Here is a 14,973-nt window from a genome sequence, read left to right on the forward strand (position 1 = left end):
TTTAATTTATATCTTCTTGTTTTGGTTGATTATTGTTATTTTGTAATTCTAATTTTTTATAAAAATTCATAAACAATTCAAAAGCTTTTATTACTATCTCTACATGTACTTGTGGAGATAATTTACATTCTGAATTTAAACTTATAATAGAAGGCTTTGCTAAATATGTTAAGTTTAAATTTCCTGTAATAGTCGTGAATTTATCAGTTACTACAACTATATTCAATAAATTAGATTGTAATGCTACATTATTATTAACTGAATTTGAATCTAATTGCAAACTATTTGTTACAAATACAGCAGGTGTTCTTAATATAACAGTGTTAAATCTATTAGTAATAAATTTATGCATCTCAGATTGATCTCTATAATTTAAACTAATATAACTATTGTTACATGCATAAATACTAACCCTGCTGATAACTAAAGAAGATCTAATATAATAGTAATAATCTGATGGTAATTGAGCTATAAACATATATTCAAAATCTTGAATAGGAATTAAACTGATAATCTTTCTAGTAACCAATTTATGTAATTCCAATTCAAATTTGTTTAATACTTTTATATTATCAACACTATTTTGATAAGGTAAATACTTTGTCCTAATTATTAAATCTTGAGCTTCATTTAAATATTTGAATATAGTGTCTGTATCTGGCTTTTCATCGTATTTAAATTGAATACCAGATGTTTGTAACATATTTTCAAAATAAAGCTGCATTTCTAATCCAGTCATAACTATTGTTGATTATTTGGATACATTTTTGCAATTTTAAACGATTTAGCTGCTTCCATAACTGCCATACTAACTAATATTGTATGCATATTTGGATTTAATGAAAAACCCCAATTAGCATTAATTTTAGTTGGTTTACTAACATATGTCATTTGAAAATTAGTATTATTACTTGTATTTAAAGTAGTATAATAATCTGTCATTAAATTTATAGTGTAACTAGTTTGAACTACAATACCTTCAGAATTACCAGAATCTTCTAAACCTACAGGTGGCATTTGAATAGCTTGATTTATGTTTTGAACAATAAATACAACTGGATTTTTAAAATAAGGTTTGTTAAATGGAGTGATTGCAAAGTTTTTTGCAATATCTATTTGAATTAAATCACATTCTACCCAATCTCCATTTATGCTTGTTTGTGGATTAGTTCTATTTATTAACGCTCTACTAGATATGTAATAATAAAAATCATACATAGTTTCAGTAGTGCCTGAATAGGTGTTTGTATATGGTATAGAAGATAACGATAACTTTATACTTGCTTTTTTTAATAATGGTTCTAACCCAGAATAGTTTTTATTTAAAACTGCACTTTTAATATAATTGTCTTGTACTTTATCAAACAAAGCATATACATCTTCTGGTTCAAATCCAGGAGCTACACCAGATGCTAATGCATCTAATTCTATATAGAACTTATTCAGGCACTCTGAAACTGTCATCTTTATTTACGTACTTTTATACTATTTAAATTATCAATTTCAGCTGTAATTCTTATCAATAGATCTTTATTTTTAATATCATTTAAATAAGCAATAGCTTCTTTTACAGAACCTCCAAGATATTGACCTTCTTTAGTAAAAATACCAGAACGGTTAAAATCTAAGATTCCATACTTAATTCCTTTATAAATAAGAGCTTTATCTTCATAGTTATTATTAATAATTTCCATGAATTCAAAAGGATCTTTATTAATAAGCTCTTCCACTTTTGTAATTAAAAACTCAGTGGGATCATCAAAAGAAGGTTTAGCTCCATTAATACCTTCTAACCAAGCAATCATCAAAAATTCATATAGTTTGTCTTTAGAATTAGACATTTCCTTAAGCTTGGTATAACATTCAGTTTTTACAATAGCTGCTTTAGATAGTTTACTGAATTTTTCTACATCTTCTGTTAAATAAATTTTTTTAAGAGGGCTGTCATACCTGTTTTCATAAGACATAGCTACAGGCCCAAATCTGTTTGAAAATGACCTGCATAAAGCATACTTTAAATAATCTAGTCCTTTACTTAAATCTAGAGTGTCCAACAAAGTGTCTTCATCTACTACATCTACAGGTTTTCTAATGGTATATTCAAAAGTAACCCAAAAATTATTATCTTCCTTCAAAGGAGATAAATCACCAGGTTGAAAATTAAATCCATGTTCATAGTAAAAAGAGGGATCCTCAAAAAATTCCCTTTCTTCAGGAGTTAGTACATCTTTAATACGTCCTGTATGAACGTCAATTGGTGCTGTAAGGGAAAAAGTGGTACCTGAGTATTGCCAGGTACCACTATGACCCTTAGGCAACCAACTACCTTCATGAATAACAGGATAAACCATGATTTTTTTCCCTTTAGGTAGTCTAAATTGTTTTGCCATAGTTGTTTTAATTAGTACACGCAAATATACATATTTATACCGAAAGTTTATATACTAAACAAGCGGTTGGATCATTTACTTGTACACCACCAGTAAACATCCTAAATTCAGTCCATCCATCTACACCACTTGAAGAAATATACATGTTGTTATGTTTCAAATTGAATGGATTAATAAGACCAGGCATAAATGACCTGATTTCATAATTGTCCTTAGGACGTACAAGCTGTACATTAGGCCCACCATTCTGAGTTACTAAAGAAATAATATCATAAGTATAGGATTCTACAGGCCCCCTAAGACCAGTTACACGCAAATTGTTACGTACCAAATCGTCTTTAATAGGATCATGCTCAATAGTAAGTTCAAGACCATTCGGGCCATCATATTTAATAAACTGACCCCTGAATCCCATCTTATTACCACCAAGACTATAAATCCTATTATTATCACGTGAAGGCGTATACAAAGTGCTGTATTTTTCCAAGCTTTCGCTAAATTGAATCATTCCCCATTCACCAGATTTTACTTTAACTTTACGTAGTTCAGGAGGTACTTTACCTACGAGTTGATCAAGTACAATTTCGGTGAATACTTTAATATCAAACTTATTGTAATATTTGATACCAGACTGTTCAATTTGCTGCCTTAGTCCAGCACCCATTTGAATAATATGGCCGGATTTACCTTTGTCAAGATAAGTACCATCAGCTGCTTGGTTAGATACACCCCAATAAAGCAAATTAGCAATTTGTTTCTGCCACTGGCGTTCAAGTTCAAAAGACCTATAAGCCATCCATGTAGTCATAACTTTTTTACTTTCAGGATCTACCCATTTAGCTACAACAGGCCTATGAACCATATTGCCAGGTACAGTATCTTCAATACGAATTTTGCTAAATGTATTACGCATAATAAACGGGAATGTATACCTAACTCCACCACCTTTAACTGACAAAGTACGTTCAGCAGGTGCGAAATCTACAGTAAACCTTTTACCAGCAGCAAGTTCTTCAGCAGGAACATATTTATTAAGGTCACCTCCCATCAACTGTACTGCATGTTCAAAAAGATTACCTACAGCTTTAGGTTCTTCTACAATACGAAGTTGATAGAGACTACCACGTTCTCCTACAAGAACTTCTGTTTCATTGAATCGTTCAGTAAAATACAAGTAACCAATAGTTTTCCCAATACCAAATTTGTCATTTGATGTTACGGGAGATCCTCCTGGGCTAAGACTAGCTTTTACAAGAGGCACACTTTTATCAGCATTTCCAATTAGGCGCCATTCCCACGGATCATCAGATTCCATATATTTAATAGGATATTTCTTAAGCTCAGTGAGTAGATTAGGCCCCCAATTGACAGCAGCAATCATAGTAATTACTTGATCCATCTGTTGAGGTTGGGTCAAGAATCTATTACCAAGATGATCTTCTGTTACAATACCAGAAATATCATCAGGAGCATAAAGTTGAAAAGGCAAACGTTTCATAGTTGTATTTGTGTTTATGTAAGGTTAAAATTTATAATTGTACTTTGTTTGGATCCCACAAATAGCCAATACTTTTTTGGGTTTTCTTTTTAGGTACAGCTCCTATTTCACCCATTTTAACAGATTGACTATTTGATAAGGTTTTTTCAAATTCTTTTAAAATTTTTGTTTTTTGTGTTTTAGTAATTCCGTCAAGCTTTCCATCAAATACACCTGACATTACTAGATAAGCTTCTATAATGGCATATTTGATAGGATCTTCAAGACGTTTAGCTGTTACAAAGTTTACTTTAGTACCATCATCCAATTGTTTATATGGAGTAGTAATCATTGAATACAGTTCTTTTTTAGTTTTTTCATTAAGTTTGATACCTTCTACAATGGAATCATTTTCAAAGATCATCTTTTTCAAAGTGTTCAATTGCTGTTTATAAAGCTCTTCACGTTGTTTATTTTCTTGCTCAGCTTTTTTAAACAACTCTTCTTCTTCTTTACTAATTCTATCCTTAATATTAGATAAAGCTTTTTTACTTTTAAGTAAAAGTTTACCAGTATCACTTAGTGATTCTACTATAGCTTGTGCATCTTCTTCACTTTCACCTTTTTCTATAAGGTCAATAAGCACAATTTTCTTTTGTAATTCTTCATCATCTTCTAAAGAATTTTCATTGATATCTTTAAACATATCTTGTTTTTGCATAGTCTTAGAGAGTTCATTAAGGTCTACACCTTTCTCTTTAGCTAGCATAAACTTTTTAAACAGATCTCCATTTTCTTCTTTATATTCATTAATAGCATTTTCTATAGTACGCCTTGTAAGTTCAGCTATAGCTTCAGCAGGACTATCTAATTCTTTTACTAAAGTTTCAAATTCTTTTTCATCGAATTCAGAAATAATACCTTCTTCATACAATCCTTTAGCAAACATTTTATAAGAGTCAATACTAAAGGAATTAGCATCATCTTCTACATCATTATCGGTACCTATATTATTATGCTGATCTGTTGAATCATTATCATCATTATTATCATCATCTTTAGAAGAGCTATCATCATCAACTGAATCTTGGTCATCATCTATAAGGTAATCCTCAGGAATGGGATCATCATCTACATTTTTAGTAGATTTACTTTTAGTCTTACTATTTGAAATATCCCCATTGTTATAATTATCATCAATATCTACATCTATAGTAAGATCTGTGGGGATATCACCGTCAACATCAAATAACTGATTTAAATTGGTGTCAAATAAATCGTTCATATGTATTTATTTTTTAAGTTTTTGTATAATTTATTTAGCTTTTTTTAGTTTTCTTTTTATTTTCTACAGCTTGTCTATACATTTTTTGTGATTCTTCATTTGCTCTTTTTCTAATTTTAGCTAGTTCAAATATTGATGGTGCTTTTCCATTAGCATTTTCATATTCTTTTCTATACTTTCTTACAAGTATTTCAAAATTCTTATTAAGAGCTGCAGAATCTTTAATTTCAAAATTATTTTTATTTTGAGGAGTTGTTGTAATTTTAGGTTCTTTTTTTACACTTTTGGATTTACTTTTATTAAATTCTTCTTCAAAAGTGGTTATGTTTTTATTTTTTTTAGGTTCCTCATAGTTTTCAGATAATACCATAGGTGGATGCCAAGCTTTGGTTGGTTGTGTACCTGTAGTAGATTTATTGCTAGAGCTTGGTTGTGTAGTTGTAGTAGATTTTTTATTAGTACTTGATTGTGTAGTTGTACTAGATTTTTTACTGGTACTTGGCTGTGTGGTTGTACTTGAAGCTTTATTTTTTTCTTCTGTAGTATATTTTTTACCATTCCACTCAAATGTTTTTAACCCTTGTTTTTTAGCATTTGCAAATGCTTCTTTAAAAGTAATAGTATTACTTGTAGTAGTAGAAGCTTTTCTAGTGGATGGAATTTCCTTTAAACCACTCCTTAGACCAGATGTATTCAATTCTACTTTAGGAGACTCTGGTTTAAAACTTTTCCTAGTCTCTTTATAACTTTCAAGAGACTTTCTTATATTCTCTTTTTCTGTTTTAGACATTTTCTTCGCCATGGCTGTATAAGTATTAATGTAATCAATTCACAGCATGTAATTGTACCATACAAAATTAAAAATTGTATTTAAATATGTATACTGTATAGATCAAAATTTCTATTATTCATAATAAAAATTTAAATTATTATAGCCCTATTTTTTTATCCCTAATATACTTTAAATACTCTGTATAGTCAAATTCTTTGAATAATTCATCTTCTTCTGTATCTCCTTTATAGTATTCTAAATCATACACTAATGGCTTATTTTTCCATTCCTCAATTAATTCTATTTTACTTTTTTGAGGAGTTATAGTATTTGTATTATCTTGATTGACTTGAGGTTTAATTTCATTTATAGCTTTAACCTCATTTTCTTTAATTGTTTTTTCTTTCTCTTTTATGAATTCTATAAGAGATTTCTGTTTATTAATGTCAGGATTAGATCTATATTCTTTTATTAAATCTAATTTTTTAGATGAATTGCTCATGACTCAATATTTTTATTGTTTGTTCTTAATTGTTCCTTTTTTAACTCTATCTCTTCTTTTTTATTCTCTATAGCTTTAGTATCTATATCCTTCTTATTATTTAACAATTCAATATCAGTGTTAGCTTTTAGCTCTATTTCTTTTTCTTTTAAAGCTAATTCTTTTTCTTTTATTTCTAATTCTAATAATTTAATTTCAAGATCTGTGTCAGATTTTAATTTTTCAAGGTCATATTTTAACTGTCTATCTTTTTCTTTAGCTTCTTCTTCTTTTTGTATCTTTTGCATTTCAATCTTTTGAGCTTCTTCAGCATTCTTAGCTTGTATTTGAAGCATTTCATCTTCGTATTGTTCTAATTTTCTTCTTGTATCAGATAAAGAATCTGACATTAATATATCTACAACTTTAGAAAAATTAAGGACTTGAGCACTTAAAGCTGTTTTAGCTAGTTCTTTTATAGTCTCTTTAGATTTATTAAGCTCATTATTAGAGATTACAACTCCATAGTTAGCTGTTGAAAATAATCCACCATCTATTTCTAAAATTTCTCTAGCTAAATCTGAATCTGCTATATATTGAATTATAGTATTATTATTGGGATATACATATTTTGCAAATTCTAATACAACCTCCATTACTTTAATTTTTACTAATGAATGCACAAAAAATAGATCTTCTGTATTCATCGAGCTTTGGGTGACAGATCTTTCTACACCACCAACACTTTCTCTGGCATCAATAGCTCCTTCTCTTTGTCTAGATACTCCAGATACTATACTTATCTCATCTTGTATAAATTGTAAAATAGTTAATAAATCCTTTATGTAATTACCCATATCAGGATTTATTACCTTATTGGTAGTATTAAAATGCCCACCCAATACCCCTCTTAAATGTGGTTTATTAGATTCATTAAAGCTATCAATATATAAATAACCTGTTTCATATCCTTGATATAACCATTTCTCAGGTGTCCATCCTTCAGGCATTTTAGCAAAATCCATTTCTATCATTGGCCCTTGATACTTAGCTATAGCTTTATCAAGTCTATAAGCTATAACATCATAAAAATATGAATATGGCTTTAACATACTTAAAAGAGATTTAGCTCTTAAATTGTTAGTATTATACACAATACCAACATATGGACACATTGATATGGATATATTATCCATATCTCTTGGTTGTATTGATACTGGGCCTCCTTTTATATAAATATCACTTCCTATTTTAGTTTTTTCAAACCATTCATTTACCCAAAACCATTTAACTTCTTCTCCTAATGCTGGATTTGGTACATAATTTTCATCTACTAACTCTCTTTGTGAATAACCATATTCATCATAGTATTGTAGTATTCCTACTTTTCTACGTGTTTTCCATGTTACTACAGATACTTTTACATTTCCTTGAGAATCATAATAACTATAAGCATCATTTGTACTAATTGTTCCATCAGAATGTTCTGCAAATACTCTTAAATCTATGTCTGGTAAAGTATAATTTAACAGTGAATCTCCTGTATCAGAACTTCCAACAGTTTTCTTTTCTAATTGATCTATTTGTGCTTCAGTTAAATAATCATAATAATCATCTATAATAGAAGATACACTTTTATAATACTCTTCTATAATAGCTTCAGCATCTTCTATAAAAGGGCTATCTGTTAATCCCAAAACTATAATATTTCTTGGATCACATTTTCTTACTACAAGTTTTTTACCTAAAATATCTACTTTATATATTTCTTCACCAGCTATAAGTAAATCTTTAAACCCTTGATTAAACTTAAATTTTAGCTCTTGATCTATGTAAATATATTTTAATAGTTGATTTGCTACACGTTCTCTTAAATCAAAAGCTTCATATTTAGCCCATTTTAATACTTTAGCAGCTTTTTCCTGATATTTCTGTGGATCAGGTTCTTCATCTTCAGTTACTACTTTTAATAAATTGTCTATTATGGTTTTTTTTACATATTCTAATTTTTCACTAACAGCATCAGAATTAACTACATAAGCAGTGTAGTCGAATCCTCTTCTTAACTCTTCACCAATTAATATCTTTAATTTATTGTTGATTATAAAATAATGTGGTATATTAGCAGGAAATGATTTAATACTTAAACCAAAAGGATTTACAGCCCAATTTATAGCATCTTCATCTAATACACCATTCCATAGATTATAGTTTTCTATGATCTCTCTTTTAGTAGCTCTAACATTTGTACCAGATGTAGAATATGATAAAGACAATAAGGCATCTACACATTCATTCTGCCATTTATCTGTCTTTTTATTTGTTGGTAACTTTTGTCTAGGAAAATTAGATAAAGATGTTAACATAATAACTAAATTTTTACAAAATTAAATAAAGAATTTACTATATTTAGATATGAATAGTTAAATTATTTTCAATGTCATAATTAAAATCTACCAACAATTTTTCCTCTATGTAAAATTCTATTAAATATAGGATCACTTCCAGGATATGGTTTATTACTTATACTTTTAATTTGATCTGCATATTTTATTAAATCTTCTCTGAGAATTAATAACATACCTAATGCACTAATTCTATCTGCATTTATACCAGGTGCCCAATAAATCAATTCTTTTATTAAAGCTATTTGTACTAATTCATGAATGTTACTATGCTCTTTATTATAAGCTGTCTCTAATAACCATGATTTTATTAATTCTCTTGCATACTTATTTATAGCTTCTGTGGCTAAAGTACCTTTAGATTTATTTCCTTTACCATTTGTATTCAATAATTCTCTATCTTTCAATATTTTAGGAGTGTCTGCTAATAGATACAATGCGTTTTTTTGTTCAAAATAGGCAAACATACCTTTTTTGTTTTGTTCATAGTTACATATAGCATTGTAATATTTTAATAATCTTAACACATTTTCGTAATATTCTTTTGCTGTTGGAGGTCTTCCTGTATATTCTGCTACAATTCTTCCTGTTAATATATTCATTACTAACGTACTTCCCAAAGATGTAGTTTCTGATTCATCATCATCATAAGGGTCTGTACCAGCTATATAAATATATGGTCTTACATTACCATGATCATCTTTAACAGGATGTTCATAAATTACAATACAACCTTCTACTTTATTTGTAGATAATGGATAATCATAAATTGGAGATAAAGATCTATTTTCTACCCATTGTATATTAGAATTATCATCGTATGTTAAATACCCAATACTTTCGGAATCTTTATATTTTTTGTTTATTGTTAGTTCTGCTAATCTTTGTTTAAGGTAAGATATTGGGAAAAAATTATTTTTTATTCTAGTTAAAGCATCCTCTGGTATAATACAATTTTCTGCTTTAGCCTTTAACAACACATTTGGGTCTTTAGCTTCTTTAGCTTCAGAAAGTAATTTATTTTCTATAAAATTTATAGCATTTTCTTTATCGGAAATACCCGTATTTTTATCATAAAATCCTTCAAGATTAGCCCATTTAGGAACAAAAAAAGCACATTCTCCGATAGGAGGATCTGACCATATATTATTTATGTAGAATACATTATATCCTTTTGGATAGAAAAATAATTCTTCCAATCCCATAAAATTACTTTCAGCATCTCCACCAGTACCCATAGCTAATATAAGACCAAATGTTTTATTACCTTGTTCTACAGAAGGTCTTATAATATTCCAAGCTGTTAATAAGTCATTAAAAGAACCAGCTTCATCTATCAATATTAATTTACCTCTTTTACCCCTTAATTTATTTACATCCTGACCTGTGACTATCCCCATTATTTCACTTTTATACCCAGCTTCAACTTTAACTCCATCAATATCTTTTTGGTATGAAGCTCTTTTATGATCTATCTTATTTAAAAATTGTCTTCTTTTGTACCATGCTGTATTTGTATCTATAAAATCCATCATATCCCATGCTTTAGCAAGTATACCATCTTCAAACATGTAGTTACTTTTACTTGTTACAACAAAGGATTTACTATTTTTTATTAAGAAGTAATTTCTATTACACATAGAAGCTCCTTTAAAACTATAACCAACACCACGAGCTTTTAATACTACAGCATGTTTTCCATTTTTTTCAGCTTCTTCTACATAATCAAAAAAATATTTATCATAATCCCAAGGTTCAGGAAAAGATTCATATCTATCTGTACGTTCTATACCAAACTCATCTACCACTGTTTTTACTATAATAATTCTAGAAAAATTCCAATAAAAATAATTATATCCAGTGATGTAATCATTCCCTATTCTATACCCATATAAACACCTTTTAACTTGTTCTTTCCAATAATTTAGATACCCTGAAGTACCTGGAAGATGTTTAGTATACACCCCATGTTCTTCAAAATACAAAGCTGCTTCTCTAAATTTAGGTATGTTATTAGGGTTTAAATAAGTAAATTCCATATTAGTAGATATTAGTCTTCAAAATATCCTACTTGACCACCACCTCTAATTTTTGATTCTTGTAAATTTATCTCTTGTTTTACTTTTTCTTCCCATCTATCTAAAGCTTCTATAACTTTAACACTTTGACTTAGGGCATTTGTAATATCAGCTGGTTTATACACAGGAGAACCATTAGCATTTCTTTCATCTAACCTAATATTATTAAAGAAATTTATTAACTCTATAGCTGCTTTTTTAGCAGATTTTAAAAACTTCATGCTAAAAGTTTCTTGTGTTCTTTTATATGATTCTATAGCTTCTACTATCAATGGATCTTTTAAATTAAATTTTTTATCTTTACCTAACAACTCTTCTGATATTACTTGTAATTTATCTTCCTCATCATAAGCAGAATAGGGCGATTTAAAATCACAATAAAAGAATATAAAAGCTAATTCTTTTATAGCTCTATCTTTAGATTTTGTTTTATCTCTTTCCCATATTTTTTTAAAGCTATTTATTGTTAAAGCTTCTGTAGATATTACTATATTATTATCCTTCGTTCTGTCCAGTAACCTCATTTTTAGATCTCTCCACTTTTTTAATGTAGTTTCTTAATCTAGCTATTCTAGGTTTTATTATAAAGTAAGAACCTATAGGTAAATAAGGAATATTAGGAATATCTTCAACTGTTAATTCACTGGGTTTTAGTTTAGTAATCTCTAGTTTTAAATATTTAAAGTATAATCCTATTATTTCTTCTATCTCTTCTTTGGTTAAATCCAACTCTTTAACCATCTTATTAATAACCTCTTTTTGTTGTTTTTGTATTATATGCATAGCCTTAGCTTTTCATGTTAAATGTTATAATACATTTATCATTAGTTATAATAAACTTTAATTCAATATCTTCATCTAAAAATGTATAAATATCATAGAAGTCATATCCATCTGTCATTTTTAAAATAATATTAAACATAGCCTCTAAAGATGATCCAATATCTTTAGAAGCTATGCCTATTATTGGAATAAATCTATCATTCCCCATTGTCTATGCTAAATATAAATGAAATACTATAGTTGTTTTTATCCTTTATATAAGGTCTAAATTTCAAACTTTTCTTATCTACAATACTTTTTTTTCTTAACTGTGTAAGAATATTTCTATATATATATTCATTCATATTCAATTTATTACATATAGCTATCATAGTATCATAATCAAAGATAATTTTATCTCTCATTGGTAATGATATGTCTATGTAAAAATCGTTATAATACAATAAATGCCCTAATACATCCAATTCACTTGGTGTACAAGCGTTAATAGGTGGAAACGGCTTTAACAACTCTAATAGTTGTCTATAAAATTTTTCATTTGTAGTCTTTATTGGTACTTTCATACTTTAAAACCTTTAATTGATTTTATAGTATCTTTTTCTTCTTCAGCAAATTCATAGTATACTTCAACATAAGATGAGTACATTTTTTTATTTATCAAATAAATAGTAGTTTCAAATCCTAATCCATATTTTTTGTTAGTATCTGGATCTCTTAAGAAATTCATCTTAGTTACTTTTTTAAACAGCATATCAATAGGTTTTATTGTTAAATATAAATTTGTTATTGGTTACTATAATTGGTATTACAAAATTATTAAAATTATCATCAACATATACAATACAAAATCCATTACTCCAATTAAGTTTATCAAATCTTGATACATATGAAAAAATATCAGCATTAACATCTCCTAAAAATCCAATATTATAGGCTGTTATACCATTTTCATTATAAATTGCAAACTTATGTGTATGTGCAAAGATAACATTCTGTTTTACTTTATCCAAGTGTTTTTTTGGTGAATTTATATTTGTGTAGATACCATGAATAAGCTGTATTCCATTTAAATCTACGTAATTATTTGGATATCCTTTAATATATTTAACATTATATCTACTAAGATGCATTCCTTTTTCTATAGATTCTATAGCAGCCCCTAGTTTATAATTCTCTAAATTCTGTAGATATTTTTCATACCTGTATTCATGGTTACCTTCCAAATAAATCTTAGTATGTATATGATTAAATCTACTTATTAATTCTTCTGTTACTTCATATTCATAAGATAACTGCACTCCTTTGTTCACCTTATTTACATCATATTTAGATAAAGCACTTAAATCTGATAAATCTCCTATAAATATAACAGATTTAAAATAAGTGTCTTGTGTTAGATTTATTATTTTAGACATTAACACCTCATTATAATACGGAGAATGCACACATCCCATAATAAGGTGATACCCTTTTTCATTTATTTGAATGTTGTTAGATGAACTTATTGTATTAGGTTTATTACTAACATTTGTATTTACTACATTTTCTTCTTTTACTATTTTGACAGTATACTTATTTGATATCTTCCTGTTTGTTTTTGAGGCTTCTCTAACAGTACTTCTAGCGCAATTAAGAAAATCAGCAGCTTTTGTAATAGAATCAAATTCTATTTTATCTGTTTCATCTGAAACAATTACTTTCTTTTCCATTTTCTAGCGTTTTTAGCAAATGTTTTTTTCTTTACTATAGCTGGGCTATCACTAGGTTTAATAGCTAAAGCTTTAATTGGGATTTTTTCTCCATTTTTAACTTTAAGATGTTTTCTTAAAGATCCTACTTTAGAGGGTTTAATGTGAATATCTGTGTTTTTCATAACAATTTTTATTTAAGTAAGAATTGAATAATATCTTTCATTGTAGGTCTCCATTCTATTTTGTTAACTTTAATTTCTATGATATTTCCTATTCTTATCAAATATTCAAATTGGTAATTACTAAAAGGTTTACTACTTAATCCATACTTTATAGAAGTAATTTTTACTTCTATATCGTCAATGTTTATTATCTTTTTAAGCAAGTCTATAACAAAATGTAACTCACTTAAAGTTTTAGGAGGTGTAGTTACTTTATCTAAATCATCTCTAAATCTTTCTAATTTACTTTCTATAGTTTCATTAATAACTTCTTCTACTGTATTTATCAACTGTTGTTTTAGTTCATCAGACATGTTTTTTATAGGCTTATCCTTTATGTTCTCTATAGCCTCATTTAAATTTTTTCTTGGTCTTCCTTTTGGCATAGTGATAAATTTTCGCAAAGATAACTATTTTGTTAAAATGTGAACAATTCACAATCATTTTCAAATAAATAACATAATAAAAATCTATTGTTAATAACTAATAAATACTAACTTATTGATAACTAACACTGTTTATAAAATATCAATAGTTATTAACAATGATTGTTAATAAATTGTTGAAAACTTTTTCTAAAAACTCTTGACTTTTTAAAAAAAAAGCTGTTTTTTATAAAGATTATAATATTTAATTAATATATATTATAATTATAGATCTACTTTTTTTCTTTTTCTTTTCTTTGCTTCTTTCTTTTCTTTTTCTTGTTTCTTGCATGTAATTATCATATGTAAAATGTTTTATATATTGGTAGTAACTTGACCTTAGTAAATATCTCTATAACTAAATCTTAATATTACCCCATTTTAGCCTATTAGAGAAATTGGAATTACTTGACTAGTATTTTATACCACCCAACTATGAAACGTGTCTTAAATCGCTTTAAAACTATTAAATCTTAATCCATATACCTAAACTAAAAATACCTGACTGGTTCTATTACTCCACAAAGTTATAAAATTTATACCTTGTTAACAAACCCTGTTAATAACTGTATAAATACCACTGAAATACTATAACCCCCAATAACACCAAAACTGCTACGTGTATAACAAAATCAAAATTTTTTTAAAATTTTTTTTTATTTTTAAAAATTTTTATGTGGATTGCGTGAGAGAAACTAACCCCCTCCTGAGACCCCCCGTTGTTTCGGTCTTAAAAACTTAAAATTATGGAGTTTAAAAAATTTAGTGAACCCTCATCGTATACGATTGAACACGATGGGGAAAAGTATTACTTCATCGGGTACTTAATGCCCGATGAGAATATGATTGTACGGGTTCGTCCCGTGAATGGTTTTATAAGGAAACATGGGATAATAGGCCCAAACAATGAGGTCTATCTCCCAATAAACCCAAAGAAGGGCGAATAGCCCTTCTTGTTTTTTTTT

Annotated in this window: 17 protein-coding genes; all 17 read right to left on the bottom strand. The window is 27.9% G+C overall.

All coding sequences use genetic code 11. The features are described 5' to 3' along the window. Position 1 precedes the first annotated feature (1 nt). On the bottom strand, positions 2–739 hold the full coding sequence (locus HPY57_12910) for a hypothetical protein (GenBank protein ID NPV12679.1): 738 nt from the start codon (positions 737–739) through the stop codon (positions 2–4). 2 nt (positions 740–741) lie between these two features. Next, positions 742–1,464, bottom strand: a complete 723-nt coding sequence (locus HPY57_12915; GenBank protein ID NPV12680.1) for a hypothetical protein — start codon at positions 1,462–1,464, stop codon at positions 742–744. A 2-nt stretch (positions 1,465–1,466) separates the two neighbouring features. Next, positions 1,467–2,390: a hypothetical protein gene (locus tag HPY57_12920; GenBank protein ID NPV12681.1), complete on the bottom strand. Its 924-nt coding sequence runs from the start codon at positions 2,388–2,390 to the stop codon at positions 1,467–1,469. Between the two features lie 34 nt (positions 2,391–2,424). After that, the gene (locus tag HPY57_12925) at positions 2,425–3,888 is read right to left on the bottom strand and encodes a hypothetical protein (protein ID NPV12682.1); all 1,464 of its coding nucleotides are present in this window, start codon (positions 3,886–3,888) and stop codon (positions 2,425–2,427) included. A gap of 31 nt (positions 3,889–3,919) precedes the next feature. Beyond that, a complete protein-coding gene (locus tag HPY57_12930) occupies positions 3,920–5,152 on the bottom strand; it encodes a hypothetical protein (GenBank protein ID NPV12683.1) in 1,233 nt (410 codons plus the stop codon). Between the two features lie 34 nt (positions 5,153–5,186). After that, positions 5,187–5,942, bottom strand: coding sequence for a hypothetical protein (locus HPY57_12935; GenBank protein NPV12684.1), 756 nt, complete (start codon positions 5,940–5,942; stop codon positions 5,187–5,189). Positions 5,943–6,081: 139 nt separating this feature from the next. Next, entirely contained in the window at positions 6,082–6,426 is a 345-nt protein-coding gene (locus HPY57_12940; protein ID NPV12685.1) for a hypothetical protein, read from the bottom strand. Next, positions 6,423–8,771: a hypothetical protein gene (locus HPY57_12945; GenBank protein NPV12686.1), complete on the bottom strand. Its 2,349-nt coding sequence runs from the start codon at positions 8,769–8,771 to the stop codon at positions 6,423–6,425. Before HPY57_12945 ends, HPY57_12940 begins: the two co-directional genes overlap by 4 nt. 80 nt (positions 8,772–8,851) lie before the next feature. Further along, positions 8,852–10,849: a hypothetical protein gene (locus HPY57_12950; protein NPV12687.1), complete on the bottom strand. Its 1,998-nt coding sequence runs from the start codon at positions 10,847–10,849 to the stop codon at positions 8,852–8,854. An 11-nt stretch (positions 10,850–10,860) separates the two neighbouring features. Beyond that, positions 10,861–11,412, bottom strand: coding sequence for a hypothetical protein (locus tag HPY57_12955; GenBank protein ID NPV12688.1), 552 nt, complete (start codon positions 11,410–11,412; stop codon positions 10,861–10,863). Continuing rightward, positions 11,384–11,671 (bottom strand): hypothetical protein, encoded by a 288-nt coding sequence (locus HPY57_12960; protein ID NPV12689.1) that lies wholly within the window; start codon positions 11,669–11,671, stop codon positions 11,384–11,386. Before HPY57_12960 ends, HPY57_12955 begins: the two co-directional genes overlap by 29 nt. 4 nt (positions 11,672–11,675) lie before the next feature. Continuing rightward, entirely contained in the window at positions 11,676–11,879 is a 204-nt protein-coding gene (locus HPY57_12965) for a hypothetical protein (GenBank protein NPV12690.1), read from the bottom strand. Next, entirely contained in the window at positions 11,869–12,234 is a 366-nt protein-coding gene (locus HPY57_12970) for a hypothetical protein (protein ID NPV12691.1), read from the bottom strand. Before HPY57_12970 ends, HPY57_12965 begins: the two co-directional genes overlap by 11 nt. Next, entirely contained in the window at positions 12,231–12,422 is a 192-nt protein-coding gene (locus HPY57_12975; GenBank protein ID NPV12692.1) for a hypothetical protein, read from the bottom strand. The genes HPY57_12970 and HPY57_12975 overlap by 4 nt, the downstream gene beginning before the upstream one ends. Before the next feature lies 1 nt (position 12,423). Further along, on the bottom strand, positions 12,424–13,380 hold the full coding sequence (locus HPY57_12980; protein NPV12693.1) for a hypothetical protein: 957 nt from the start codon (positions 13,378–13,380) through the stop codon (positions 12,424–12,426). Then, entirely contained in the window at positions 13,365–13,544 is a 180-nt protein-coding gene (locus HPY57_12985; protein NPV12694.1) for a hypothetical protein, read from the bottom strand. Before HPY57_12985 ends, HPY57_12980 begins: the two co-directional genes overlap by 16 nt. Before the next feature lie 8 nt (positions 13,545–13,552). Continuing rightward, positions 13,553–13,969, bottom strand: coding sequence for a hypothetical protein (locus tag HPY57_12990; protein NPV12695.1), 417 nt, complete (start codon positions 13,967–13,969; stop codon positions 13,553–13,555). Positions 13,970–14,973 lie beyond the last annotated feature (1,004 nt).

The sequence above is a fragment of the Ignavibacteria bacterium genome (assembly GCA_013177855.1).
In the GTDB taxonomy this organism is placed as follows: domain Bacteria; phylum Bacteroidota; class Ignavibacteria; order Ch128b; family Ch128b; genus Ch128b.

What these genes read in the sequence shown, in the direction of transcription:
- HPY57_12940 (NPV12685.1), bottom strand. Translation starts at nt 6,426, where the DNA reads ATGAGCAATTCATCTAAAAAATTAGATTTAATAAAAGAATATAGATCT.
- HPY57_12920 (NPV12681.1), bottom strand. Translation starts at nt 2,390, where the DNA reads ATGGCAAAACAATTTAGACTACCTAAAGGGAAAAAAATCATGGTTTAT.
- HPY57_12980 (NPV12693.1), bottom strand. Translation starts at nt 13,380, where the DNA reads ATGGAAAAGAAAGTAATTGTTTCAGATGAAACAGATAAAATAGAATTT.
- HPY57_12910 (NPV12679.1), bottom strand. Translation starts at nt 739, where the DNA reads ATGACTGGATTAGAAATGCAGCTTTATTTTGAAAATATGTTACAAACA.
- HPY57_12985 (NPV12694.1), bottom strand. Translation starts at nt 13,544, where the DNA reads ATGAAAAACACAGATATTCACATTAAACCCTCTAAAGTAGGATCTTTA.
- HPY57_12915 (NPV12680.1), bottom strand. Translation starts at nt 1,464, where the DNA reads ATGACAGTTTCAGAGTGCCTGAATAAGTTCTATATAGAATTAGATGCA.
- HPY57_12975 (NPV12692.1), bottom strand. Translation starts at nt 12,422, where the DNA reads ATGCTGTTTAAAAAAGTAACTAAGATGAATTTCTTAAGAGATCCAGAT.
- HPY57_12965 (NPV12690.1), bottom strand. Translation starts at nt 11,879, where the DNA reads ATGGGGAATGATAGATTTATTCCAATAATAGGCATAGCTTCTAAAGAT.
- HPY57_12970 (NPV12691.1), bottom strand. Translation starts at nt 12,234, where the DNA reads ATGAAAGTACCAATAAAGACTACAAATGAAAAATTTTATAGACAACTA.
- HPY57_12930 (NPV12683.1), bottom strand. Translation starts at nt 5,152, where the DNA reads ATGAACGATTTATTTGACACCAATTTAAATCAGTTATTTGATGTTGAC.
- HPY57_12925 (NPV12682.1), bottom strand. Translation starts at nt 3,888, where the DNA reads ATGAAACGTTTGCCTTTTCAACTTTATGCTCCTGATGATATTTCTGGT.
- HPY57_12955 (NPV12688.1), bottom strand. Translation starts at nt 11,412, where the DNA reads ATGAGGTTACTGGACAGAACGAAGGATAATAATATAGTAATATCTACA.
- HPY57_12990 (NPV12695.1), bottom strand. Translation starts at nt 13,969, where the DNA reads ATGCCAAAAGGAAGACCAAGAAAAAATTTAAATGAGGCTATAGAGAAC.
- HPY57_12960 (NPV12689.1), bottom strand. Translation starts at nt 11,671, where the DNA reads ATGCATATAATACAAAAACAACAAAAAGAGGTTATTAATAAGATGGTT.
- HPY57_12935 (NPV12684.1), bottom strand. Translation starts at nt 5,942, where the DNA reads ATGTCTAAAACAGAAAAAGAGAATATAAGAAAGTCTCTTGAAAGTTAT.
- HPY57_12950 (NPV12687.1), bottom strand. Translation starts at nt 10,849, where the DNA reads ATGGAATTTACTTATTTAAACCCTAATAACATACCTAAATTTAGAGAA.
- HPY57_12945 (NPV12686.1), bottom strand. Translation starts at nt 8,771, where the DNA reads ATGTTAACATCTTTATCTAATTTTCCTAGACAAAAGTTACCAACAAAT.